Below are 24,968 nucleotides of genomic sequence, written 5' to 3'. Positions count from 1 at the left end.
CCTGTCCATTTTGTGGGCAGGTTTTTTTGGTGTAGCCTAACCAGAAGTAGCCTTCTTTTTGCGTAATGTTTTGGTTGTAGAAGTAGTCGTAGTTTTTTTCGGACTGGCCGCGGTCTCCTTTTTCGATGCTTGCTCTTTTTCAGACAAGGAGGCAGCAGTGGTGCGTTTTCGCGCAGGCTTTGACGGAGTCGGTTCTGGCTCGATTTTGATGGGAGCAGGGGCTTGACCAGCTGTAGACTCCAAGCTTTCTTTTAGAGCCTGCATGAGATCAATAACATTGGTTCTTGCCACGGTAGGTGCAGTGGCGATCTCCTGACCCTCCAATTTTTTCTCAATCAGTTTTTGCAGGTCGGATCGATACTCATCCGTATATTTTGCCGGATCAAATGGGAGCGTCATATTGCTGATGAGCTCAGTTGCCATCTTCAGTTCGTTTTCGGCTAACGGAACTGTGGCTTCCGGTAAGGCAGGCACTTGACTGACCGGACGTACCTCATCTGGATAGAAGATCGTTTCCAGCATGATGCAATGCTCATACAGTCGGATAACTGCCAGGCTTTGCCGATTGCGCATCGTCACCTGCGCAACACCGATCTTTCCTGTTTGTTCCATGGCGGATCGCAGCAAGGCGTAAGCTTTTTCGCCAGTGTCCTGTGGAGATAGGAAATAGCTTTTATGAAAATATACGGGATCGATCTCCGACAAGTCTACGAAGTCGATGATTTCAATGGCTCTGCGTGTTTCTGGCGTAATCGCTTCCAGATCATCATCGTCAATCATGACAAAATGTCCTTTTTCGTATTCGAAGCCACGGACGATCTCGCTTGTATCGACTTCGCGTTCGCAGTGCGGGCACATTTTTGCGTACTTGATCGGGGTATTGCACTCTTTATGCAGTTGGCGAAAGCGAATATCGCGCTCTTCCGTTGCAGTAAACATGCGAACAGGTATATTGACGAGGCCGAAGCTGATTGAGCCCTTCCACACCGTATGCATGCGGATACCTCCTTCACAGTTATTTTGTATAGTATCTGTATCCGCTTAAAAGAAGTGCCGAGGGAATTGAAGGTGGAAAAGTAAAAAGCCAGCCGATTCGATGCGGCTGGCTACGTATGCAGCTACTGTCCATGTTTGACGATGTCCGATTGATCTGCACGAGATTGCATGTCACGCGCCAGCTCGACGTCTTTGCCTGTGCGGTCGGCAATGGACTGGGCTTTGGACGCCTTCAGCTTTTGTGCGGACGGTCGCTTTTCTGCCATGAATGACTCACTCCTTTCAGGCAAGCTACATGAAGAAGGGTGTAGCAGGTATATGTAGTATGTGCTGGACATAAAAAAATACCCCATCGCCAAATGGCGAGGGGCAGCCGTTCAACTCCTCCCGATGAAGGGAGCGATGGCACGAAATGCTCCTATCAGACACGTCGTGCGCCAAAGTGAACAGCCTTTCAATTATGGGAGAGGAGAAACCGGAGGAAGAGCTTATGGGGAAACGTAAGTCTTCTCCGCGGTTGTCAGCGACACCGTTGCGTCGCTATTCATCATCTTTTCCAATCAAATGGGGTTGTATACCTGTCTTGCGCATAAATTTTTCCAGTTGCTAATTTTACGGGTGTATGCAGTTGTGATAGTATGATATCATTCTCAGTCTTAGAAAATCGCGTCTTAAAACATACATATAAGAAAGCAGACAGGTGAAATGAGTATGCGAGTCATCGCTGGAGAACACAGAGGAAGACGGTTGGCAGCAGTTCCGGGCAAAGGAACCAGACCGACAACCGATAAAGTCAAAGAATCGATTTTTAATATGATTGGCCCATATTTCGATGGCGGGTGGGCACTGGACCTATACGCAGGAACAGGTGGACTCGGGATCGAGGCATTGAGTAGGGGAGCGGATCGAGCTGTTTTCGTGGAGCGCGATCATAAAGCATTTGCCGTGGTTAAAGAAAACGTCAGCACTTGCAGGCTGGACGATTATGCCGAGCTATATCGAATGGATGCAGAGCGCGCCATTCGCACACTAAGTACCCGCAATCAAAAATTTGACCTCGTCTTTTTAGATCCGCCATACGCCCAGCAAAAAATTGTCGAAGAAATTGAGATGTTGCAGGAGCTGGGAATGTTGGCGGACGGAGCGTGGATCGTGGCTGAGCATGATATCTCAGACTCTTTTCCGGATGCGATTGGTCATTGTGTGAAGGATCGAGCGGCGAAGTATGGGGATACAGCCGTTACCGTGTATTATTACGATTTGGAACCACAAGACTAACTTTCAAATCAAGGTGCATAAAGAGCACTAAGGGAGGATAACCCGCTATGGCAATCGCCGTATGTTCAGGAAGCTTCGACCCTGTTACTTATGGGCATCTCGACATTATTTCGCGGGGTGCCAACGTTTTTGATAAGGTTATTGTTGCCGTCTTGATCAATTCGAAGAAAAACTCATTATTCAGCGTAGAAGAGCGCGTCGAATTGCTTCGTCAGGCAACGGCTGACATGAAAAATGTAGAAGTGGACTCTTTTGACGGCCTGTTGATTGATTATATGAACAAAAAGGGCGCACAGGTGATCATTCGTGGTCTTCGTGCTGTTTCTGATTTTGAATATGAGATGCAAGTCGCCTCGATTAATAAAAAGCTCGACGAAAATATCGAAACGTTTTTCATGATGACGAACAATCAATATTCGTACTTGAGCTCAAGTATTGTGAAGGAAGTTGCAAAATACAAGGCGAGTGTGGCTGATTTGGTGCCGCCGGTCGTAGAAGAGGCACTGAAGCGAAAAATGGCCGAGTAGACTATCGCGTCTTGCTGCGGTTCATACGCGAAACAGTCAGGCTGGTACACAACAGAATCGCACCGACACCGATGGCGATTCCCCCTGATAGTAGCAAGGTCTCCCACCAACTTGTCGTCGGAATCTCGGATTTCGCATGCACAAATACGGGGACGGCTTTTTCCACGAACCAGGAGCTGACTGTGGCAAGTGGCCCCCAGAAGACAAAGGTCAAAATCGCAGCCAGCAAAGCGTGCAGCGCTCTGGCAATCAAGTAAGGGGCGACACGAATATCCGTTTCACTCAAGATACTTGCGACCTGCGCGTGAACGCTCAAACCGCCCCAAGACAATATCGCACTGGCAATGGCCGCTTTCCAGACCAAGGAAACATTATCAGGCACAATGCTCGCTGCCTGTGCGCCAAGGGTTACTTCGAACAAACCAGCCACGATTGCTTGGGAAAAGGCTGGCGGAAAACCGAAGGGACCGAGGAAAACCGAGAGAAGCGTACTGATGATTTGCGTCAGATGAATCGTGGAGAATAGTTGAATTAAGACCGAAAAAACAATGATGAAGCCACCGATCATGAACAAGGTATTCAGAGCGGATTGCACCGCTTCTCCCATTAATTTTCCGAACGGACGTCCGTCGCGGACACGTGCCCGATGCATCGCTTGCAACGCGCGTAAAGGAAGAGGCAGTGAATTTTTCTCCAATGGGGCTGAAGTAATGGCAAAAGGCGCATGAAAACGATAGATTACGCCCATGAGTACAGCTGACAAATAATGAGTTAGGGCTAGAATAATGCCCATTTGCTCACTGTGGAAAAAGCCGATTGCCACTGCTCCCATGACGAATAAGGGGTCTCCCGTCGTTGTAAAGGAGACGAGACGTTCACCTTCAGCCTTCGTCACATTGCCTTGCAGACGCAGGCGAGTAGTCAGCTTTGCGGCTACCGGATAACCGGACGAGAAGCCCATAGCCAGTACGAACCCGCCAGTGCCCGGAACGTTAAACAGTGGGCGCATTAATGGCTCCAGTAACACGCCGACGAAATGAACGACGCCCAGACCCATCAACACCTCAGACAGCACAATAAAGGGAAGGGTAGAGGGGAAAACTACCTCCCACCATATTTTCAGACCGCGTACGGCAGCTTCAAAAGAAATCTGCGAGTAAGCAATCAACGAAATAACAATGAAAACTGTCGAGATGGCGAGCAACAAAGTAAGTACGGGTGAGTGGCGTGACATGGATTCCTCCTGAATCGAAGAAAAGTAGTAGTACATGTCTACGTGGCAGGCGGGAGAACTATGCGTAAGCTTGGTCGACGAATATCTCCCAAGTGTGAAAGGTACAGCCATTTACCACATAGGCTGGTTACGGGGAGGGGTTTTTCCATGCAGACAAAGCGTAAACCAATCGTGGGTGTAGCCCTGGGTTCTGGGGGCGCTCGCGGTTTTGCACATATTGGTGTATTGAATGCACTAGAAGCACATGGCATCCAGATTGACATGCTGGCTGGCTCCAGTATGGGGAGTCTGATTGGAGCCGTCTATGCAAACGGAATTGAACCGCACATGATGGGAAAGCTTGCCCTGAATTTAAAACGCAAGCATTGGCTCGATTTAACCGTGCCCAGCATGGGCTTTGTTACGGGGGAAAAGATCAAGCAATTGATTCGTCTGTTAACACACGGAAAGCGCTTGGAAGAGCTGAACAAGCCGCTTGCCATTGTGGCAACGGATATTGAAACTGGGGAGCGAGTTGTATTTCGAGAAGGTCCAATTGATCAAGCGGTGAGAGCGAGCATATCCATTCCAGGCATCTTCGTTCCTGAAAAAGTAGGGGGGCGGCTTTTAGTCGACGGAGGAGTTATTGATCGTGTGCCGGTGACGGTGCTGCGTGACATGGGTGCCGATATCGTGATTGCGGTAGATGTCGCCCAATTCGATACACGGATGGAGGTCAAAAGTATTTTTGATGTCATCGCCCAGACGATTGATGTGATGGAAAGGGAAATTCTGCGACATCGAATCATTGCGGCAGACATCGTAATCAGACCGGATGTTGGACACTATAGCAGTATCGCGTACACGGGTGTCGAAGAAATTATCGAGCTAGGCGAACGTGCGGGCACTGAACATATTGAACGCATTCAGGAACGAATTGCAAATTGGGAGGCACAAGAATGAGTGAGGAACAGCTTTATGCCAACAGACGCAGATCTACAGGAACCAGAGGCTTTAGCTGGATACTTGCCTTGGTTTTTGTCTTGTTGGGTATTTCCTTTTTTGTACCGACGAATTATTACGTGAGTCGTCCGGGTTCAGCGATTGAGTTGGGGCCGATGATTCAAGTGGAGGGCGGCAAGAAAGACGAGACGGGATCCTTCATGCTCACGACGGTTCGCATGGGCGAAGCGAATTTGCTGTGGTATTGGTATGCAAAAATGGCGCAGGATGTTGAGTTGTTGCCCAAGGAGCTGGTTGTAGGCAAGGGCGAGGACAGCGAAGATTTTATCCGTCGAGAACAAGCGGTCATGGACAATTCACAAAAAATTGCGGAGGCAGTCGCATTCCGTCTTGCCGGCTTTGAAGTGAAAATCGAGAAGCAGGGTGTGTGGGTGATGGGTACTCTGGAAGGGTTCCCTGCCCATAAAGCATTGCAAATCGGAGATGTCATTACGTATGTAGACGGGGTTCGCACGTCTGAGGCAAAAGATTTGCTGACAGCCCTCTCTGCAAAAAAAGCAGGCGATCAAGTCGAAATTACGTACACAAGAGATGGACAAGAGGCCAAAACGATGTTAACCTTGGAACCACTACCTGAATCCAAGTCAGTTGGAATTGGTGTGCGCCCTGACAACAAACAGGAAATCATCATTCCGAAAGAAGTAACCATTGCCTCTCAAGGGATTGGTGGTCCTTCTGCTGGATTAATGATGACCCTGGAGATTTATGACCAGTTAAATACGGAAACGGATTTGACAAAAGGCTATAAAATTGCAGGAACAGGCACGATTTCGTTGGACGGAAAAGTAGGCAGGATCGGTGGCATTAATCAAAAGGTAATCGCAGCGGACAAAGCGGGCGCAGAGATCTTCTTTGCTCCGCAGGATACGCCAGATACGAGCTCCAATTACGAGGAGGCGTTATCGACTGCCAAGCGGATTGGAACTTCAATGAAAGTGGTTCCGATCAAGACGGTAGAAGAAGCGATTACGTACTTGAATGGACAAAAACCGAAATCTACCTGAGCAAACTAGCTGTCAAGCAAAAATGGTTGACAAAGCTTTGGGCAGGGTCTATAATCATCTTTGTTGTGCATGAGGTGAAAATGCTATGAACATTAAGTTAGCAGAGTTAGAGCACCGAAAAGGAGAGCCGTTGCCATTCCAGGTAACCTTGGATGCAGATGAGCTGAAGAAGCGCCATCATGAGATTCGCGGGATTACTCCTGTGACTGCGAGTGGTGAAGCTGTACAGCTGGGCAATCTCTATTACGTAAAAGGAAGCATGAAGGCAGATGTAAATTTTGTCTGCGCGAGATGCTTGAATCCTTTTGTCGATCAGGCAACAGTAGATTTCTCTGAGACATTTGCGCTTGCGGAGGATCCAATCCTGCAAGATGACGAGGACAGTGATATCCTTCCTCTGGAAGGCGATGAAATTGAGCTGGACTCGCTGCTGCAAGAGGATTTCTTACTGGCAATGCCGACCTTCCCGCTTTGCGAGGAGGATTGCAAAGGTCTGTGCCCGACTTGCGGTGTGAACCGTAATGAAGTGGCATGCAGCTGCAAGAATGAGCGTGTTGACCCACGTTTGGCTGGGTTGGCTGACTTTTTCAAAGACAGCAAATAAGTATTCTTACTGTATTCAAGATGATTCGCCGACCATTCGTGGCAGCGTCTCATTTTTGAAGGATGGCATAAGCATTTTGCCTATACTGTCCACCCAATAGAGCTTCTTAGCATTTGTCAGTTGAAGGAGGTGTAAGGAAGATGGCAGTACCTCAACGGAGAACTTCCAAAACCCGTAAAAGAATGCGTCGTACGCACTTCAAATTAGAGATTCCAGGCATGATCAAATGCGATAATTGCAGCGAATACAAGCTTGCGCATCGTGTTTGCCCAAGCTGCGGTCACTACAAAGGCGTGAAAGTAGCGAAGTAATATTCGCTGCTAAGAAAGCAAGGTGAGAAATCGCCTTGCTTTTTTTGTTCCTTCCTTTTGCTTATAAATACTTACAAACACTTATTATCGCTTGCGAAAATCACTTAATTGACTTATAATGAAGGCAAGATAAGGATGGGGTTGAGGCTTCGTGTTTCAAGAGGAGAGGCTCGCTGCGATTCTTGAGTACTTGCAGGAGCACCAACGAATCAGTGTGCAAGAAGTAGTTGAGCAGTTTGGGGTTTCCCGTGACACAGCGAGGCGTGATATCGTCAAGCTGGAGGAGCAGGGACAAATCCTGCGGACCAGGGGAGGAGCGGTACTGCCCAGCCTCAATAAAAAGAACTACTCCCATCAGGAACGAATGCAGCTTGATTTGACAGGAAAGCGCAGTATTGCGGCAGCGGCGGCCCGTCTGATCAAAGACGGCGACTATATGCTGCTCGATGCGTCCACAACGGTTCAGCTCACGGTGGAATCCTTGCAGACCCGTGACCATGTCATCATCACGAATTCATTAGCGACTGCCGCCAGTATGTCCCGAAAAGAAGGCGTTCTTGTCAAGCTTTTGGGCGGAGACGTACATGCCGAGGATCAATGTGTGCTCGGTACACGCGTGATACAAAACCTCGCTGATTTTCATGTCGATAAAGTACTGGTTGGTGCATGCGGTCTTACAAAGGATGGGCTCATGTCCACGCAGGAAGATCACGGCTTTCTGATCAAAGAAATGATCAAGCGGGCCGATCAAGTGATCATACTCACTGACCATACCAAGTTTGGAAAAAGCATGCTGTACCGCGTTGCAGGTTTTGACCAGATCGATATTATCGTCACCGATAAGCTGCCTGAAAAGGAAATAGCTGAGGCTTTGCACGCTAACGATGTAGAGGTGATTGTAGCTTCTACATGAAGCTATTGATCCATAAAAAAGAGGATAAGTTCCATTTGGCTGGCGTGAATGGGTGACCAGCGTGACAGCAAATGGATTTATCAGAGGGAGTCCTTCAAATGGGAAGGGCTCTTTCTTTTTTTCTTGCATTTGTGTACGGCCCCTGCTATTCTGGTAATCCTAACTTTTCCAAGAGGAGGGCTTTATGGTCTATTGGCGGATTATTGGCAAGAGCTATCGTCGAAATCTTCAGTATCGTTTATCGCATGTCGTCAACAATGTCGCAAGCTCGATTTTTGGGCTTGTTTTTATTGCCATTTGGACGGGTGTCCTTTCAGGAAAACAAGTATACGGACCCTATGATGTCAAAACGATGGGGTATTACATCGCGATTTGCCAAAGTGTTCTCTGGATGACAACATTTCTGTCCCCAGGTCTGAATGTGCAAATAGCGGTAAGGAGCGGGGCTGTCAGTCTGGATATGATCAAGCCTGTTCATTATCTTTGGTACATGCTCAGTCAGGAGTTTGGACGACTTCTGTACAACGCTTGCTACCGAAGTGTTCCGATCGGCTTGCTGCTAGGGTTAGCGGTAGGCTTCTTTTTCCCCTCTGATCCGTTCACTTACTTCTGGTTTACCCTCTCGCTTCTGCTAGGAACTTACATAGGTATGTTGCTCTTTTATCTCGCGGGCATTTCTTCCTTCTGGACGACAGAAATTCGCTGGGTACACCTCATCCTTTTGTCTTTGATCTTTGGGTTAGGTGGACAAATGATTCCGATAGACTTGATGCCCGGAATGATTGGAAAAATTGCACCTTATTTACCCTTTTCCGCGATGATTTATTATCCAGTCATGACGTTGCTAGAGCTTGCTCCTTCTTATGGCATGCTTGTCCAAGCTGGCTGGGCGCTCGTTTTAACGGCAGTTGCTTTATTGGTGACGAACATGGCAAGACGAAAGCTAGAAATTCAAGGAGGATAACCACATGTTTGCCCTCTATCGCAAACTGATTGCGGCCAGCATTCGCTCGCAAATGCAGTACAAGATAAATTTTGTCACGAGTGCTGCCACGACTGGAATGATTATGGTGCTTGATTTTATTATTCTCACTGCCATTTTGTACCGATTTCACGATGTGGTCGGGTGGAATATTTACGAGGTTGGGATGCTTTACGGAATTTCCTCGGCATCTGTCTCTATGTATCGACTGTTTGCCCCGGAAATTAACGACTTTGAGAAGTACATCGTACAAGGGGAGCTCGATCAATTGCTCATCCGGCCTGTTTCCCCTTTGCTTCTACTATTGACTAGGAATCTTGATTTGTCGAGAGTGGGAGGTTTGGTGCAAGGGGTGTCAGTTTTGGTCATCTCCTTGTCGGGTCTTGCGGCGGAAGGGCAATCGATCATGGGGCTAGTGCTATTCTCACCGGTTGCCATTTTGTCTGGCGGAGTGATCTATTTCTCCATTGGTCTTGCTACGGCTGGGGCCGCTTTTTGGACGCATCAGATGAAAGATATGCTTACCTTTACCATTTATGCGCCAGCCAATGCCTCCAATTATCCGATCGGGCTATATCCAAACTGGCTCAAATGGCTGTTTTTCTCAGCGATTCCGATTGCGTATATGAATTATTTGCCAATGCTGACGCTGTTGGGCAAAGGGGGCGAATGGTTTTATCCGATCCTCACCCCGGTTGCCGCAGCGATTGCTTTTTATTTCGCTCGTATGCTGTGGAATGTCGGGGTTCGACACTACCATAGTACAGGGAGCTAAGGAGGGGTAACATGATTGAAGCAAAGCACATCGAAAAATCATTTTTCCTGAATCAAGCGAAAGAGGGACGCTTTGCTTCTCTACGAACACTCTTTTCTCGTGAACGAAGGGAAGTCAAAGCCGTCCACGATATCTCCTTTTCCATTGATAGAGGCGAGTTCGTGGGATATATAGGGCCGAATGGCGCAGGAAAATCGACGACAATCAAAATGCTGGCAGGAATTCTCCATCCCAGTCAGGGGGAAATACGAATCGGTGGTTATAGTCCGCAGCGAGAAAGAATTCAGGTAGCCTCACAAATTGGAGTGGTGTTCGGGCAGCGGACACAGCTTTGGTGGGATCTGCCAGTCAGAGATTCCTTCGAAATTTTGCAAGCGATGTACAAGATTGACGACAGTGCATATCGACGATCGATGGAGGTATATCAGGAACTGCTGGACCTCCATGAATTCCTTGATACGCCAGTGCGTAAGCTGTCGTTAGGTCAAAGGATGAGAGCTGATTTAGCGGCCGCTCTGCTGCATGATCCTCCAGTCCTGTTTTTAGACGAGCCTACGATTGGGTTGGATGTGGTTGCGAAGACTCGCATCAGAGCTTTTTTGAAAGAAGTGAATCAGACCCAGAAGAAGACCATTCTATTGACGACTCATGATATGGACGATATTGAACAACTCTGCAACCGGATTATTGTGATCAATCACGGCAAAAAGATGATGGATACGAGCTTGGCCGATTTGCGACGCCAAATAGGGCTGCCAAGCATCATTCGAATCGAATTTCGACAACCGCCTGAAAAGCTTTACGACTTGGAGGGAATCGAGCGGATGGAGCTGTCAGAGAATGTACTTTCGATTTACTTCGACAAAGGAAAAATTTCTTCGCCGCGAATCCTTGCCGAAGTGGCGGGGTGGGGTGAGCCTTTGGACATCCAGATGAAAGAACCGGGAATTGAGGAGATCATTCGTCTCATTTATCGTTAGGGATGGCTACCTAATTTCGTGATCGACACTTGTAATTCCACATCTTCTCCCTTATACTGTGTTTTGGTACCAGGTATTAAAAACAGATCGCAATCATACATAGTACAACTGAATCCTGCTTAAGGGGGTGTTCAGCATCGCCCGCTTGCCAAAAAAAGATCGCCAGTCCCGCTTAGTGCAGTATCTGGCGGATAACCCATTTGCGACGGACGAAGATCTGGCTGAGTTATTTCATGTCAGTATTCAAACCATACGCTTAGACAGACTGGAATTAGGCATACCGGAGCTACGTGAACGTATCAAGACAGTCGCAGAGAAAAGTCTTGATCCTGTAAAATCATTAGGCATCGATGAAATCATCGGTGAGATTCTTGATCTACAGCTCGATTCACAGGCCATTTCCGTATTGGAAATTAAAGAAGAGCATGTTTTTTCGAAAACACAAATTGCCCGAGGGCATTATATATTTGCTCAGGCCAACTCATTGGCAGTAGCAGTAATCAACGCAGAGGTAGCGTTGACAGCTACAGCGAGGATCCGCTTTGTCCGTCCTGTACGAGCAGGGGAAAAGCTGGTTGCCAAAGCCGTGGTGAGAAGCCGCAACGGCGACGAATGCAAGGTGCGCGTAGAGACAAAGGTCCAAGGTGAATTGGTCTTTACCGCAACCTTCCGTGTAGTTGAAATGTCGAGCTACCATAACAGCATGGATGAGGAGTAAGGAGGAGTCACGGTTGCGAATTGCAGTGGATGCGATGGGCGGCGATCACGCACCGAAGAGTACGGTATTAGGGGCGCTTGCTGCCATCAAGGAAAACCCGGCCATTACAGTTGTATTGGTGGGAGATGAACAGGCTATTCGGAACCACTTGCCGCAGGATATTCCGGCAAACATTGAAATCGTTCCTGCAGCGGAAGTGATTTTGCCAGATGATGAACCGGTTCGAGCTGTTCGGCGCAAGAAAAATTCTTCGCTGGTCGTAGCTGTTGAGATGGCGCGCGAGAAAAAAGTCGACGCGATGATCTCGGCTGGGAATACGGGCGCATTAATGACAGCAGGCTTGCTGTACGCAGGTCGTATGGATGGGATCGAGCGCCCTGCGCTCTGCGCCTATATCCCGAATACAAAAGGCCGCGTAACACTGACGCTGGACGTCGGAGCCAATATGGATGCCAAGCCGCATCAGCTTGTACAATACGCGGTGATGGGGAGCTTGTATGCTGAAAAAGTGTTGGGCTTCGAACGTCCAACAGTAGGCTTGCTTAACGTCGGGACGGAAGAAGGAAAAGGAAACGAATTGACGAAAGCGGTTTTTCCTCTCCTTCAAGAGGCTGACCTGAACTTTATAGGAAATGTGGAAGCGCGTGATGTTATGCAAGGAGCTTGTGATGTGCTCGTATGCGACGGCTTTGTAGGAAATGTTTTGTTAAAGGCCGTAGAGGGTGCTGCTTCCACAATTTTTTCCCAGTTGAAGCAGGAGTTTACTTCAAGCCTCATTAATAAGCTAGGAGCGGCCATTCTGAAACCAGGATTGGTTCGCTTTAAAAAGAAAATGGATTATGCGGAATACGGTGGTGCTCCCTTGCTGGGATTGAAATCCCCTGTGATCAAGGCCCACGGTTCCTCAAATGAGCGTGCGATGAAAAACGCAATTGTCAGTGCTACGCGGTTTATTCAGCAGGACGTGAACGAGATTATCCAGCAATCATTACAGAAAAATACTTTGGGAGAAAGCGAGTGAAGCAGATGAGTGCAAAGCGTTCAGTAGGAATTTTGTCTACAGGCTCTTATACCCCGGAGCGGGTGTTGACGAACTTTGATCTGGAGAAAATGGTGGAAACATCTGATGAGTGGATTGTTTCCCGTACTGGAATCAGAGAACGCCGCATCAGCTCACCGGAGCAAGCTTCCTCCGACTTGGCTTACGAGGCTGCCAAAGAAGCGCTCGAAAAAGCAAACATCAGCGCGGAACAGCTGGATATGATCATTGTCGCGACCGTAACGCCTGACATGTCGTTCCCGTCTACTGCTTGCTTGCTGCAAGAAAAGCTGGGTGCTACGCGTGCGGCTGCCATGGATCTTTCCGCAGCTTGCACAGGCTTTTTGTACGGAATTACGACAGCGACTCAGTTCATCCAAAACGGTTTGTACAAAAAAGTGTTGGTCGTAGGCGTTGAGACCTTGTCCAAAATTACGAATTACAAAGATCGAAATACATGTGTCTTGTTCGGAGACGGAGCAGGTGCGGCTGTTATCGGTGAAGTTACCGAGGGCTACGGCTTCCAGTCCTTTGAGCTCGGCGCAGATGGATCAGGCGGGTCCCTCTTGTGCTTGCCTGCAGGTGGTTCCAGAACGCCTGCATCTGCTGAGTCTGTCGAACAAGGATTGCACTATCTCTACATGGCAGGCGGAGAAGTTTTCAAATTCGCCGTTCGCGTCATGAATTCAGCAACAGAGGCTGTCTTGTCCAAAGCGGGTGTATCAAAGGAAGAGATCGACCTGTTGGTGCCGCATCAGGCAAACAAACGCATTATCGACTCTGCCGTACAGCGTTTCGGTCTGTCTGAGGATAAAGTAGCGATCAACCTGGATCGCTATGGAAACATGTCCTCTGCTTCCATTCCTGTAGCGTTGGATGAAGCAGTAAAGGCTGGTCGTGTAAAAGAAGGCGATAACCTGATTCTGGTAGGATTTGGTGGCGGCTTGACTTGGGGAGCGACGCTCTTGAAGTGGTGCACGACTCCGGCAGAAGGGAGCAAGTAGGAATGGGAAAAGTAGCCTTTGTTTTTCCGGGGCAAGGTTCACAATTCGTAGGAATGGGGCAAGCTCTCTCCGAACAATCGGAAGCGGCCCGTCACATATTTGAGCAGGCTGATGAAGCACTCGGCTTTTCCTTGTCGGGACTGTGTTTTGCAGGACCAGAAGAGGAATTGAAGCTGACGGCAAATACACAGCCAGCTATTTTGACAGCAAGCATCGCTGTTATGGCAGCGTTGAACGAAAAGTTGCCTGACTATAAGCCTGCGTTCGTAGCAGGTCACAGCTTGGGTGAGTATTCAGCTTTGGTTGCAGCAGGGGCTTTGTCCTTTGCAGATGCAGTCAAAATCGTGCGAGCTCGTGGTCAGTTTATGGAAGAGGCAGTGCCAGCAGGACAAGGTGCAATGGCTGCTGTCTTGAACATGGATCGTGCGGCACTGCATGCGGTTTGCGAAGAAGTAACAGCATCTGGACATCCTGTTCAATTAGCGAACATGAACTGCCCGGGGCAAATTGTAATTTCAGGTTCTGCTGAAGGTGTGAAGCTGGCTGGTGAAAAAGCGAAGGAAGCGGGTGCAAAGCGTGTCCTTCCATTGAATGTAAGCGGTCCGTTCCACTCGAGCTTGATGCAGCCGGCAGCAGATAAACTGCAAGCAGTTTTGGCTGGCGTTACGGTACAAGAAGCGACTGTGCCTGTTGTAGCAAACGTAACGGCTAGACCTGTGTCTGAAGCTACAATCATAGTAGATCAATTGGTTCAACAAGTTGCTGCCCCAGTTTTGTGGGAGGATTCTGTACGATGGATGGTCGAAGCAGGCGTGACAACCTTTGTAGAAATCGGTCCTGGAAAAGTTTTGGCCGGTTTGATCAAGAAAATCGCACCAGCGGATACGACGATTATCTCGGTACAGGATATGGATTCACTTACTGAGCTTTTGAACGGAGGGGTACTATGTTAACAGGAAAAACAGCACTGGTCACAGGGGCTTCCCGTGGTATTGGACGTGCGATTGCTTTGAAGCTGGCAGAAGCTGGCGCTAATGTAGTTGTCAATTACGCAGGTAGTGAGGCGGCAGCGAGCGAGACTGTTGCGCTGATTAAAGAAATGGGCCGCGATGCCATCATGATTCGTGCGAACGTTTCTTCTACAGAAGATGTCAACGACATGTTCAAAGCTGCTTTGGATCATTTTGGTGCGATCGATATTCTCGTGAACAACGCGGGAATTACTCGGGACAACCTGATCATGCGCATGAAAGAAGACGAGTGGGACGATGTCATTGCGACGAATCTGAAGGGTGTATTCAACTGCGTAAAGGCAGCGACCCGCCCAATGATGAAGCAGCGTTCAGGCAAAATTATCAACATCACTTCTGTGGTAGGTGTTTTGGGGAACGCAGGACAAGCTAACTACGTGGCGGCAAAAGCTGGGGTTATTGGCTTGACGAAGACGGCAGCTCGCGAGCTGGCTAGCCGCAACATCACGGTGAATGCTGTTGCACCAGGATTTATCGATACAGAAATGACTGCTGTATTGCCGGAGGATGTAAAAGCAGGACTCACAAGCCAAATTCCGCTTGCCCGCTTGGGACAAACAGATGATATCGCATCTGTCGTGCTGTTCCTGGCATCCGACGCAGCCAACTACATGACAGGGCAGACCCTGCACGTAGACGGTGGAATGTACATGTAGGAAGAAAACCTGAATTGAGCATTTTCGCGAAAACTGGTTTTTTGAAAGCTCATCCACTATAATACGGGAGAGGGGGTGAAGCAAGATGGCAGATACTTTGGAGCGTGTGAAGAAAATCATCGTCGATCGTCTGGGTGTAGATGAGTCCAAAATTACTTTGGAAGCTTCTTTCAAAGAAGACCTGGGCGCTGACTCCCTGGATGTGGTTGAACTCGTAATGGAACTCGAAGATGAGTTTGATTTAGAGATTTCCGACGAAGATGCTGAAAAGATCACTTCTGTTGGTGAGGTTGTTAAATACATAGAATCTCACAAGTAGGATGATCTGTTGGAAGTCCCGTACCATACGGGACTTCTCCTTCAATAGCCACCTGTACATAATCCGAACAAATTCACGTTTTGCATGCAGTGAATGTAAGAAGCTGACTGCTGACTTTCATATAGAGGTGATTGCAATGAAACGCAGAGTGGTGATTACTGGCGTTGGTGTCGTTTCTCCAGTAGGGAATGACGCGCAGACTTTCTGGAACAGCTTGCTGGAAGGAAAATCAGGCATTGACCGTGTGGCTGCCTTTGACGCTTCTGATTATCCAACACAAATTGCAGGCGAAGTGAAAAACTTCGATCCTGAGCAGTATATGGACAAGAAAGATATCCGACGTACAGACCGATTCGTTCAGTTTGGATTAGCTGCTGCCAAAATGGCTGTAGAAGATGCAAAACTGGAGATCACGCCAGAAAATGCGGAACGAGTGGGTGTATACATCGGGTCCGGAATCGGTGGTCTGACTACATGGGAAGAGCAGCATTCCGTCTTGTTGGAAAAAGGACCGCGTCGCGTGAGTCCATTCTTCATTCCGATGCTGATTGCGAATATGGCGTCGGGGGCAGTATCCATTCAATACGGTGCAAAAGGACCAACTTCCAGTGCGATTACCGCTTGTGCGACAGGTACAAATGCGATCGGTGATGCACTGCGCTTGATCCAGTTCGATCATGCAGATGTTATGATCGCAGGTGGAGCAGAAGCAACAGTGCGTCCAATGGCATTTGCAGGCTTTTGCTCAGCGAAAGCGATGTCCACCAGAAACGATGAGCCGCAAAAAGCGAGCCGTCCGTTTGATAAAGATCGCGATGGCTTCGTAATGGGCGAAGGTGCTGGTGTTCTGATCCTGGAAGAGCTCGAGCATGCAAAAAAACGTGGAGCAACGATCATCGCGGAAGTCATTGGCTACGGGATGAGTGCAGATGCTCACCATATTACTTCTCCATCTCCTGGTGGCGAAGGAGCAGCGCGTTGCATGGCAAGCGCACTGAAAGACGCTGGCGTTGACCCAACGGAAGTCCAATATATTAATGCACATGGCACTTCTACTGGCCAAGGCGATATCGCAGAAACACAAGCGATCAAGAGTGTATTTGGCGAGCACGCATACAAACTGGCTGTCAGCTCAACCAAATCGATGACAGGCCATTTGTTGGGTGCTACTGGTGGGGTCGAGGCAATCGCGACAGCATTTGCACTGCGTGATCAAGTCTTGCCTCCGACAATCAACTTGGAAAACCCGGATCCAGAATGTGATCTGGACTATGTTCCGAACCATGCGCGCAAGGCGACCGTCAATGTGGCTGTTTCCAATACATTTGGATTCGGCGGTCACAACGCAACGGTAATCCTGAAGCGATACGAAGCATAAATGAGCCCTACTGATAGAAAAAGTAGGCAGTCTCCTGGAATGGTGGTGAGGGTGATGAATTTTGCACAGCTGCAAGAAACGATAGGCTTTCGCTTTCGCGATGAAAGTGTTTTGCGGCAGGCATTCACCCATTCTTCCTACGTGAACGAGCAACGCGGCAAACGAATATCAGACAATGAGCGGCTAGAGTTTTTGGGGGATGCTGTGTTGGAGTTGACCGTCTCCCAGTTTTTATATAAAACTTTTCCGAAGATGAGCGAAGGGGAAATGACGAAGCTGCGTGCAGCCATTGTCTGTGAACCTTCTCTCGTCAAGTTTGCTGAACTGTTGAATTTTGGCGATCTCGTATTGCTGGGAAAAGGGGAAGAGCTGACAGGTGGACGTCAGCGACCAGCCTTGCTAGCGGACGTTTTTGAGGCGTTTGTAGGTGCGCTTTACTTGGATCAAGGATTGGACGCAGTCTTTTCCTTTATGGAAAAATACGTGTACCCGCGCATCGACAAGGGAGAGTTTGCCCAGGTAACCGACTTCAAGAGCCAGTTGCAGGAATTTGTTCAGCAAGACAATCTGGGAGACATCCATTACCGAATTGTAGAAGAAAAAGGACCAGCTCATAATCGAGAATTCGTATCTGAGGTGCTTTTGAACAATCGTTCGCTTGGCATCGGCTCTGGCCGCTCCAAGAAAGAAGCGGAACAGCAAGCTGCTGCTCGAGCATTGGTCAAGCTGGGGGATAAATAATCACTCGTCAGCGAGAAGGGCTGCATCATCTGCTACAAGATGGTGCAGCTTTTTTCTTTCGGGTGGGAAACAGAGGGAAAATACTGCGAGATGACCGCTATCTATGATACACTAACCTACAGATGACCATGTAGGCTCGTAGTAGGTAGCTCCTGTTCGATGCAGGGGCTTCTTTTCGGGTACCATCCGATCCTTGCATGTTTGTAAGTCTGTCAATTGGCAGACAGTCTTGGATGGTTTCTTAAGGAGGACCGTACGTATGTATTTGAAACGCCTGGAGCTGGCTGGATTCAAATCCTTTGCCGATCGCACGGAATTGGAATTTGTACCAGGGGTAACAGCTGTAGTGGGACCGAATGGAAGTGGGAAAAGTAACGTTTCTGATTCGATCCGCTGGGTGCTGGGGGAACAGAGCGCGAAGTCGTTGCGTGGAGCGAAAATGGAAGACATTATTTTCGCGGGCAGTGACAAGCGCAAGCCAGTGAATTTTGCAGAAGTGACACTCACCTTGGACAATACAGACCGTTCGCTTGATGTGGAATATTCGGAAGTATCCGTTACCCGCAGAGTGTATCGTTCTGGTGACAGTGAGTACTACATAAACAACAGATCCTGCCGTCTAAAAGACATCATGGAGCTGTTCATGGATACCGGGCTGGGTAAAGAAGCGTATTCCATTATAGGTCAAGGAAAAATTGAGGAAATTCTCAGTACCAAGTCTGAGGATCGCCGTGGAATATTTGAGGAAGCAGCCGGAATCGTGAAATACAAAACACGCAAACGCGAGGCTGAGAAAAAACTCGATGACACCGAGCAAAATTTAGTGCGTATTCACGATATCGTCAGTGAAATTACGGAGCAGATCGGACCTTTGCAGGAGCAGGCAGAAACAGCAAAGACGTACAAGGAGCTTCATCGCCAGTTGGTTGAGCATGAAGTAGCTCTTTACGTGCAACAAATTGAAGCGGCTCATACCAAGTGGGAAGCCGCCACAGGACGCGTAGAGGAACTCAAGCATCTGTTAATCGGCCAAACGACCGAAGCATCCAAGCAAGAGGCTGATTTGGAGCAAGCGCGTTTTCATGTCACCCAGATCGACCAATCTATCGAAGAACTCCAACAAGTACTTTTGACAGTCAGTGAAGAGACCGAGAAAGTCGAAGGGCAACGTGAGGTATTGCGGGAGCGTATGCGCAATCTGAATGCCAATCGCCAGCAGACGATGGAACAGATGCATCGGATTACCGAGAAGCAGCACGGGCTTGAGGCAGAGCTGGCAGAAGAACAAGAACGGGCCAAGGAAGCGGATCGCCGCATGACCGAAGCCCATGCTTTGCTGCAAGAAGCAGAAGGTCAATTTTTTTCCATGGTGCAATCACTGACTGATGACGTGGAGCGTTTGAAGGGCGATTACTTCGAAAAGCTCAACGAAATGGCGAATCTACGCAACGAAAATCGTCATCAAGAGCAGCTTCTCAAGACAAGCGAGGCCAGAGTCGAACGTCAATTGTCTGGAAAAAAACAGCTCGATGAAGAAGAAGAGCAGCGACTAGCTCAGTTAAGCCAACTCCAAGATCAGCTGGAGAAGATCGTTTCTACCATTCAAGAAACTGGCGTTAGATACAAAGAACTGGTCGAGGGTATGCGCGAAGGACAAGCCCGCCTTGAAACAGCCCGTCGAGAACTGCGCCACTGGGAACAAAAGCGAGAAGCAGCGAAGTCTCGTTTCGATCTGTTAAAAGAAATGCAGTCGGAGTTCGCAGGGTTTCAACAAGGGGTAAAAGAAATTTTGAAAGCACGCGAGCGGGGCTTCAAAGGAATTCATGGAGCGGTCGCTGAGCTCGTTGTCGTGCCACAGCAATACGAGACAGCGATGGAAGTCGCATTGGGTGGCGCCCTGCAAAACGTCGTCGTGGACAACGAAGCATCTGGTCGTGCAGCCATTGCTCACTTGAAGCAGCACAATGCAGGTAGGGCGACATTTCTACCGCTCGATGTTATCCGTCCTCGCACCTTGCAGGCAAGCGATAAGCGCCAGCTGGAGGCGGAGAGTGGAGTTGTCGGAATCGCGAGTGAGCTCGTGACCTTTGAGGAAGCGTACCGACCCATCCTCGAAAGTCTATTGGGCAATGTCATTATTACGGAAAAGCTGGAGCAGGCAAACCGTGTGGCCCGTACGCTTGACTACCGCTATCGGGTTGTGACACTGGAAGGCGATATCGTGAATGCTGGCGGTTCCATGACAGGGGGGGCCTTGAAAAAGAACAGCACGAACCTGCTTGGACGCAACCGTCAATCAGAAGAGCTGGAAGCACAGCTGGTAGAAATCGACCAGGCAATTTCTGGGCATACTACCCTTATGGAGCAGTTAACGAAGGAACTGGCGCAAATGCAGCAGGAGCAAGAGGCTCTGCGTACAGAAGGCGAGAGTCTGCGATTGAAAGAACAGGAAGTAAAAGGACTCTTGCAGCAAAAGGAATCGGAAGGCAGATCCTTGGGCGAACGAGCGAAGCTTGTTGAACAAGATATTGAAAGCTATCGCCGCGAGATGGAAGAAGCCAAACGCAAGCAGGAGCAGCTGCAAGCCTCTTTGGCTGCCATGGAGCAAGAGGAAAAAGAGCTCGGTGCGCAGATCGCAGAAGCAGAGGCGAAACGCCAAGAGCAGCTCGAATCTAAAGAAGAAATGAATCAAAAAATAACAAGTCTCAAGGTACTGAATGCGCAGGTCAAGCAAGAGTATCAATCACGCTTGGAGCAAACAGAACGCTTGCTTGAGCAAAAAAGCCAATTGCAGCGCGAATGGGAAGAACAAAACGCGAACTTGGCATCTCTTGATGAGCTGGAGCGTACGAACGAATCGTCCGGGCTTGAGCTGGATCAGCGCATTAGCGAATTGCGTCAGGATAAAGACCGTGTAGCTGGCTTGATTCAAGAGCGGCGAAGCGAGCGGGCGACTCTCTTTTACAAACAGGAGCAAGTGGAACAGCAGGTGAAGGAAATCCGCCGCGAGGTCAAATCGCTGGAGGAAAAGCTTCATCAGGAAGAAGTAAAAGTCAACCGCAACGAGGTAGAGCTCGATCATCTGTTGAATAAACTCTCCGAAGAATACGAAATGAGCTACGACCTGGCGAAGCAAAAATATCCGGCACGTGGCGAGATTCAAGAAGAGACACAAGTGGTCAATCGTCTCAAAAAGCAAATTGGGGCACTTGGCACTGTGAATCTTGGCGCGATTGAGGAATATGAGCGCCTGTCTGAGCGTCAGCAGTTCTTAAGCTCGCAGGAAGCAGATTTGAATGAAGCAAAAGACATGCTCTATCAAGTGATCCAAGAAATGGACGCAGAGATGTCGCGCCGCTTCAAAGAAACATTTGATGCGATCTCGGAGCAGTTCCGTGACGTGTTTGTCCAACTGTTTGGTGGAGGACGGGCCGATCTTGTACTCTCCAACCCAGATAACCTGCTTGAGACGGGCATCGATATCGTGGCGCAGCCACCTGGCAAGAAGCTGCAAAATCTTGCGCTCTTATCCGGGGGCGAACGTGCTTTGACTGCAATGGCCTTGCTTTTTGCCATCCTGCGTGTGAAGCCAGTGCCATTCTGTGTATTGGATGAGGTAGAGGCCGCTTTGGATGAGGCAAACGTTAACCGTTTCGCCGAGTACATGCACCATTTCAGCAACCAGACGCAGTTTATTTGCGTCACACACAGAAAAGGCACGATGGAGAGCGCAGACGTGCTATACGGTATCACGATGCAGGAGGGCGGCGTGTCCAAACTCGTCTCCGTGAAGCTGGAGGACAGTGACAAGTTTATCGAATCAGCCTCTTAAACGGATTTGCCATTCAATTGATACTACCCGCAAAGGAAGATGAACATGAGTTTTTTCAAGCGCCTTCGTGATGCTATTGTCCAAAAGTCTGAAGAGGTCACCCAGAAGTTTACGGATGGTTTGGCTAAAACGAGAGACCTGCTAGTAGAAAAAGTAGAGGATCTGGTACGTCGCTACAAAAAGATCGACGATGACTTTTTCGATGAATTAGAGGAAATTTTGATTACGTCCGATGTGGGTGTCAATACCGTGATGGAGCTCATTGACGACCTGCGGACAGAGGTTCGCAAGCAAAAGATCGAGAATGCGATCGACCTGCAGCCCATTCTCTCAGAAAAACTGGTTGCCCTTTTGAAAAATGATGATGGTGCGGATACGGCTCTGAATGTAGAGGATGGTCGTCTGAACGTCATTTTGTTCGTTGGGGTAAACGGAGTAGGGAAAACGACTACGATCGGTAAAATGGCGCATATGTTCAGGCAGCAAAATAAAAAAGTGCTGCTGGCAGCAGGTGACACATTCCGTGCAGCAGCGATTGAACAGCTGGAGGTTTGGGGAGAGCGTGTAGGAGTTGACGTAATCAAGCAGCAGCAAGGCTCTGATCCGGCTGCGGTGATCTACGATGCGATTCAGGCAGCGAAATCCCGACAGGTCGATGTGCTGTTGTGCGATACCGCAGGCCGCTTGCAAAACAAAGTGAATCTTATGGAAGAGCTGGCGAAGGTACACCGCGTATTGCAGCGCGAATTGCCAGGAGCTCCGCACGAGGTCTTGCTCGTTTTGGACGCTACGACTGGGCAAAATGCGCTTTCACAGGCAAAAACGTTTGGGCAGTCTGCTGGAGTAACAGGTTTAGTCCTGACCAAGCTGGATGGTACAGCAAAGGGCGGTATCGTCATAGCGATTCGCAACGAGCTAAACATCCCGGTGAAATACGTCGGCTTGGGAGAGAGAATGGATGACTTGCAGCAGTTTGATCCCGAGCAATTTGTTCATGCGCTGTTTGCTGGATTGATCCAAAAAGATGAAACAGAACAGCAGGAAAATGCGTAAAAACATAGTGTTTCGAAGATGCAAAAATGATGTCAATAAAAAAGCTTGACACTAGGTGTGGAATTAGGTACTATAATCTACGTGCTGTAAAGAAAAAGTCTTTACAGTTTGAAACGAGTACCTCATAGCAAAGGATTGGTTTCATGTTAGAAAAGACCAATCAAGTCAATCTCTTGTTTGACTTTTACGCGCCGCTACTCAAGGGCAAGCAGCGAGAATATCTTGAGCTGTATTATCTGGACGATTTATCGCTCGGAGAAATTGCCGAGATGCATGAGGTCAGCCGCCAAGCTGTTTATGATCATATTAAGCGGGCTGAGAAGCAACTGTTTGAATACGATCAGAAGCTTCGCCTCGCTGAGCGTCATGAAAAACGCATGGACGTGTTGAATCGCATGAACGAACTTGTAAATGAGCTTTCGGAGAGCGAGACAAGAGACGAGCTGAACACTTTGCTCCACCAACTGTCAGAGATGGATTAGGAGGGCTCGCATGGCGTTTGAGAGCTTAGCCAATCGGCTGCAAAACGCGTTTGACAAACTGCGCGGCAGAGGGAAAATAGACGAGACCATCGTGAATGAAGCGATGCGTGAGGTTCGTCTGGCCCTGCTGGAAGCAGACGTTAACTTTAAAGTAGTAAAAGACTTCGTTGCTCGTGTCAAGGAGCGCGCAGTCGGTCAGGAAGTTATGAAAAGCCTGACGCCTGGTCAAATGGTGATCAAGATCGTGAATGAAGAGCTGGTCGCTCTGATGGGTGGCAACGTCGCTCAGCTCACGATGGCGCACCGACCGCCGACTGTCATCATGATGGCAGGTCTGCAAGGGGCAGGTAAAACAACCACAACCGGTAAGCTGGCCAAGTATTTGCAAAAGCAAAACCGTAAGCCGCTTCTGGTAGCGGGAGACATTTACCGTCCTGCTGCGATCAAGCAGCTCCAGGTTTTAGGGGACCAACTCAATGTTCCCGTCTTCACTCTCGGTGATCAAGTCAGTCCTGTCGATATCGCTCGCCAAGCGATTGAACACGCGAAGACGAATCATCTCGACGTAGTCCTCATCGATACCGCAGGTCGCCTGCATATTGACGAAGCGCTGATGGACGAGTTGAAGCAGATTCGCGAGGTAACCAAGCCCGATGAGATTTTGCTCGTCGTGGACGCGATGACAGGTCAAGATGCCGTCAATGTAGCAGAGAGCTTTAATAGCCAGCTCGAACTGACTGGTGTGGTTCTCACGAAGCTCGACGGTGATACACGAGGCGGTGCGGCACTGTCCGTCAAAGCTGTCACTGGCAAGCCGATCAAATTCGCGGCGATGGGTGAAAAGCTGGATGCGCTCGAACCATTCCATCCGGATCGTATGGCTTCCCGTATTTTGGGTATGGGGGACGTACTCAGCCTGATTGAAAAAGCACAGGCATCCGTGGATGAAGACAAAGCACGCGATATGGAACGCCAAATGCGTCAAGGTGAGTTTACCTTCGATATGTTCTTGGATTCCATGCAGCAGCTTCGCAACCTGGGTCCTTTTGAAGACATTCTCGGCATGCTGCCAGGAATGAACAAGATGAAGGGCAAAATGAATGTGGATGAGAAGCAGATTGCCCGTGTTGAAGCGATCGCCAAATCCATGACCAAACAAGAGCGCGCAAATCCTGATTTATTGAATGCCAGCCGTCGCAAGCGCATCGCAAGCGGAAGCGGAACGAGTATTCAAGAAGTCAATCGCTTCCTCAAGCAATTCGAGGAAATGAAAAAGATGATGAAGCAATTCTCAGGCGCTGCCGACAAGATGGTCAAGAAGTCGAAGAAAAAAGGCTTCGGATTACCTTTCATGGGAAAAGGCGGAGGCAACAGCCAGGGCGGGATGAACTTCCCCTTTAACTTCAAGCCACCGTTCAAGTAAGTAGGCATGATCTCTTCGCGACACTGACTTGTCAGCTGGCCGCGATGGTTCAGATATAGTAGCACCAACGCAGATGCTCTTCTAGCGTTGATTAATACAGGAGGTGACACAACATGGCAGTAAAAATCCGTCTGAAGCGTATGGGTTCCAAGAAAGCTCCTTTCTACCGTGTAGTAGTAGCTGACTCCCGTTCCCCACGCGATGGCCGTTTCATTGAAGAAATCGGTTACTACAATCCGGTTGCACAACCGGCAGTGGTGAAAATTGATACCGACAAAGCGGTACAATGGATCCTGAATGGTGCAGCTCCAACTGACACCGTTCGTAACCTTCTCTCCAAAGAAGGCGTACTCGCAAAAGTACACGAAACCAAATACGGCAAATAAGTCGGTCATCTGGAGGTTTGATGATGAAAGCGCTGGTCGAAACGATCGCTAAAGCTCTCGTCGATCATCCGAATGAGGTTCGTGTTAACGCAGTGGACAAAGAGCGAACTCTCGTCTTTGAATTGTCGGTACACCCTGATGATATGGGGAAGATTATTGGCAAGCAAGGTCGAATCGCGAAAGCCCTGCGCACGGTCGTGATCGCCGCATCCGTGGAAACGGACAAGCGTGTCACGGTTGAAATTGTATGAGAAAAGGCTGGGAGCTTTCCCAGTCTTTTTTCTAATATCCAAGATGCTC

At 48.9% G+C, this 24,968-nt stretch carries 27 protein-coding genes; 24 read left to right on the top strand and 3 right to left on the bottom strand.

The window, feature by feature from the left end:
* Positions 1-36: 36 nt before the first annotated feature.
* Positions 37-996: a non-homologous end joining protein Ku gene (ku, locus tag C7R94_RS05640; RefSeq protein ID WP_106778907.1), complete on the bottom strand. Its 960-nt coding sequence runs from the start codon at positions 994-996 to the stop codon at positions 37-39.
* Between the two features lie 122 nt (positions 997-1,118).
* Entirely contained in the window at positions 1,119-1,262 is a 144-nt protein-coding gene (locus C7R94_RS30210; RefSeq protein ID WP_016743266.1) for a hypothetical protein, read from the bottom strand.
* A 445-nt stretch (positions 1,263-1,707) separates the two neighbouring features.
* Between C7R94_RS30210 and rsmD the strand changes: the two genes are divergently transcribed.
* Together rsmD and coaD are read left to right on the top strand one after the other, a co-directional pair.
* Positions 1,708-2,274, top strand: a complete 567-nt coding sequence (gene rsmD, locus C7R94_RS05630) for a 16S rRNA (guanine(966)-N(2))-methyltransferase RsmD (protein ID WP_106778902.1) — start codon at positions 1,708-1,710, stop codon at positions 2,272-2,274.
* A 47-nt stretch (positions 2,275-2,321) separates the two neighbouring features.
* Positions 2,322-2,801 carry a pantetheine-phosphate adenylyltransferase gene (coaD, locus tag C7R94_RS05625; protein ID WP_047068031.1) on the top strand — a complete coding sequence of 160 codons (480 nt, stop codon included), beginning with the start codon at positions 2,322-2,324 and terminating at the stop codon, positions 2,799-2,801.
* Between the two features lies 1 nt (position 2,802).
* Here the strand turns inward: coaD and ylbJ are convergent, their stop codons facing one another.
* Positions 2,803-4,035, bottom strand: coding sequence for a sporulation integral membrane protein YlbJ (gene ylbJ / locus C7R94_RS05620; protein WP_106778899.1), 1,233 nt, complete (start codon positions 4,033-4,035; stop codon positions 2,803-2,805).
* A gap of 147 nt (positions 4,036-4,182) precedes the next feature.
* Between ylbJ and C7R94_RS05615 the strand changes: the two genes are divergently transcribed.
* The 22 genes from C7R94_RS05615 (at position 4,183) to C7R94_RS05510 (ending at position 24,919) form a co-directional block, all read left to right on the top strand.
* On the top strand, positions 4,183-4,977 hold the full coding sequence (locus C7R94_RS05615) for a patatin-like phospholipase family protein (protein WP_106778896.1): 795 nt from the start codon (positions 4,183-4,185) through the stop codon (positions 4,975-4,977).
* Positions 4,974-6,041 carry a SepM family pheromone-processing serine protease gene (locus C7R94_RS05610; RefSeq protein WP_106778894.1) on the top strand — a complete coding sequence of 356 codons (1,068 nt, stop codon included), beginning with the start codon at positions 4,974-4,976 and terminating at the stop codon, positions 6,039-6,041. Before C7R94_RS05615 ends, C7R94_RS05610 begins: the two co-directional genes overlap by 4 nt.
* An 85-nt stretch (positions 6,042-6,126) precedes the next feature.
* Positions 6,127-6,645 (top strand): YceD family protein, encoded by a 519-nt coding sequence (locus tag C7R94_RS05605; protein WP_106778891.1) that lies wholly within the window; start codon positions 6,127-6,129, stop codon positions 6,643-6,645.
* Positions 6,646-6,785: 140 nt separating this feature from the next.
* Positions 6,786-6,956 (top strand): 50S ribosomal protein L32, encoded by a 171-nt coding sequence (gene rpmF, locus C7R94_RS05600; protein ID WP_005834357.1) that lies wholly within the window; start codon positions 6,786-6,788, stop codon positions 6,954-6,956.
* A 151-nt stretch (positions 6,957-7,107) separates the two neighbouring features.
* Complete coding sequence (locus C7R94_RS05595) at positions 7,108-7,869, top strand: DeoR/GlpR family DNA-binding transcription regulator (RefSeq protein WP_106778889.1); 762 nt, start codon at positions 7,108-7,110, stop codon at positions 7,867-7,869.
* A gap of 184 nt (positions 7,870-8,053) precedes the next feature.
* Positions 8,054-8,833, top strand: coding sequence for an ABC transporter permease (locus C7R94_RS05590; RefSeq protein WP_106778886.1), 780 nt, complete (start codon positions 8,054-8,056; stop codon positions 8,831-8,833).
* Between the two features lie 4 nt (positions 8,834-8,837).
* Complete coding sequence (locus C7R94_RS05585) at positions 8,838-9,626, top strand: ABC transporter permease (protein WP_106778884.1); 789 nt, start codon at positions 8,838-8,840, stop codon at positions 9,624-9,626.
* Positions 9,627-9,637: 11 nt separating this feature from the next.
* Positions 9,638-10,606 (top strand): ABC transporter ATP-binding protein, encoded by a 969-nt coding sequence (locus tag C7R94_RS05580; RefSeq protein WP_106778882.1) that lies wholly within the window; start codon positions 9,638-9,640, stop codon positions 10,604-10,606.
* A gap of 127 nt (positions 10,607-10,733) precedes the next feature.
* Complete coding sequence (fapR, locus tag C7R94_RS05575; protein WP_106778879.1) at positions 10,734-11,324, top strand: transcription factor FapR; 591 nt, start codon at positions 10,734-10,736, stop codon at positions 11,322-11,324.
* 13 nt (positions 11,325-11,337) lie between these two features.
* On the top strand, positions 11,338-12,345 hold the full coding sequence (plsX, locus tag C7R94_RS05570) for a phosphate acyltransferase PlsX (protein ID WP_106778877.1): 1,008 nt from the start codon (positions 11,338-11,340) through the stop codon (positions 12,343-12,345).
* A gap of 5 nt (positions 12,346-12,350) precedes the next feature.
* Positions 12,351-13,367, top strand: coding sequence for a beta-ketoacyl-ACP synthase III (locus C7R94_RS05565; protein ID WP_106779060.1), 1,017 nt, complete (start codon positions 12,351-12,353; stop codon positions 13,365-13,367).
* A gap of 2 nt (positions 13,368-13,369) precedes the next feature.
* Positions 13,370-14,320, top strand: a complete 951-nt coding sequence (gene fabD / locus C7R94_RS05560; RefSeq protein WP_106778874.1) for an ACP S-malonyltransferase — start codon at positions 13,370-13,372, stop codon at positions 14,318-14,320.
* Positions 14,314-15,054 (top strand): 3-oxoacyl-[acyl-carrier-protein] reductase, encoded by a 741-nt coding sequence (gene fabG / locus C7R94_RS05555; RefSeq protein WP_047068008.1) that lies wholly within the window; start codon positions 14,314-14,316, stop codon positions 15,052-15,054. Before fabD ends, fabG begins: the two co-directional genes overlap by 7 nt.
* Before the next feature lie 85 nt (positions 15,055-15,139).
* A complete protein-coding gene (gene acpP, locus C7R94_RS05550; protein ID WP_005834336.1) occupies positions 15,140-15,373 on the top strand; it encodes an acyl carrier protein in 234 nt (77 codons plus the stop codon).
* A 136-nt stretch (positions 15,374-15,509) separates the two neighbouring features.
* Positions 15,510-16,751 (top strand): beta-ketoacyl-ACP synthase II, encoded by a 1,242-nt coding sequence (fabF, locus tag C7R94_RS05545; protein WP_106778872.1) that lies wholly within the window; start codon positions 15,510-15,512, stop codon positions 16,749-16,751.
* Positions 16,752-16,805: 54 nt separating this feature from the next.
* On the top strand, positions 16,806-17,492 hold the full coding sequence (rnc, locus tag C7R94_RS05540) for a ribonuclease III (RefSeq protein ID WP_026043146.1): 687 nt from the start codon (positions 16,806-16,808) through the stop codon (positions 17,490-17,492).
* A gap of 259 nt (positions 17,493-17,751) precedes the next feature.
* Positions 17,752-21,324, top strand: coding sequence for a chromosome segregation protein SMC (smc, locus tag C7R94_RS05535; RefSeq protein WP_106778870.1), 3,573 nt, complete (start codon positions 17,752-17,754; stop codon positions 21,322-21,324).
* A 45-nt stretch (positions 21,325-21,369) separates the two neighbouring features.
* On the top strand, positions 21,370-22,377 hold the full coding sequence (gene ftsY / locus C7R94_RS05530; protein ID WP_106778868.1) for a signal recognition particle-docking protein FtsY: 1,008 nt from the start codon (positions 21,370-21,372) through the stop codon (positions 22,375-22,377).
* A gap of 143 nt (positions 22,378-22,520) precedes the next feature.
* Entirely contained in the window at positions 22,521-22,859 is a 339-nt protein-coding gene (locus C7R94_RS05525; RefSeq protein WP_016743283.1) for a putative DNA-binding protein, read from the top strand.
* A gap of 10 nt (positions 22,860-22,869) precedes the next feature.
* The gene (gene ffh, locus C7R94_RS05520) at positions 22,870-24,282 is read left to right on the top strand and encodes a signal recognition particle protein (RefSeq protein ID WP_106778866.1); all 1,413 of its coding nucleotides are present in this window, start codon (positions 22,870-22,872) and stop codon (positions 24,280-24,282) included.
* 113 nt (positions 24,283-24,395) lie between these two features.
* On the top strand, positions 24,396-24,668 hold the full coding sequence (gene rpsP / locus C7R94_RS05515) for a 30S ribosomal protein S16 (RefSeq protein ID WP_047067992.1): 273 nt from the start codon (positions 24,396-24,398) through the stop codon (positions 24,666-24,668).
* 23 nt (positions 24,669-24,691) lie between these two features.
* The gene (locus C7R94_RS05510) at positions 24,692-24,919 is read left to right on the top strand and encodes a KH domain-containing protein (RefSeq protein ID WP_007719711.1); all 228 of its coding nucleotides are present in this window, start codon (positions 24,692-24,694) and stop codon (positions 24,917-24,919) included.
* Positions 24,920-24,968: the final 49 nt, after the last annotated feature.

Origin of the sequence: Brevibacillus sp. NRRL NRS-603 (assembly GCF_003013445.1) — a bacterium.
Lineage (GTDB): Bacteria > Bacillota > Bacilli > Brevibacillales > Brevibacillaceae > Brevibacillus > Brevibacillus formosus.
Note: the sequence above shows the minus strand (reverse complement) of the source record. Positions and strands in the feature narration are given on the sequence as shown.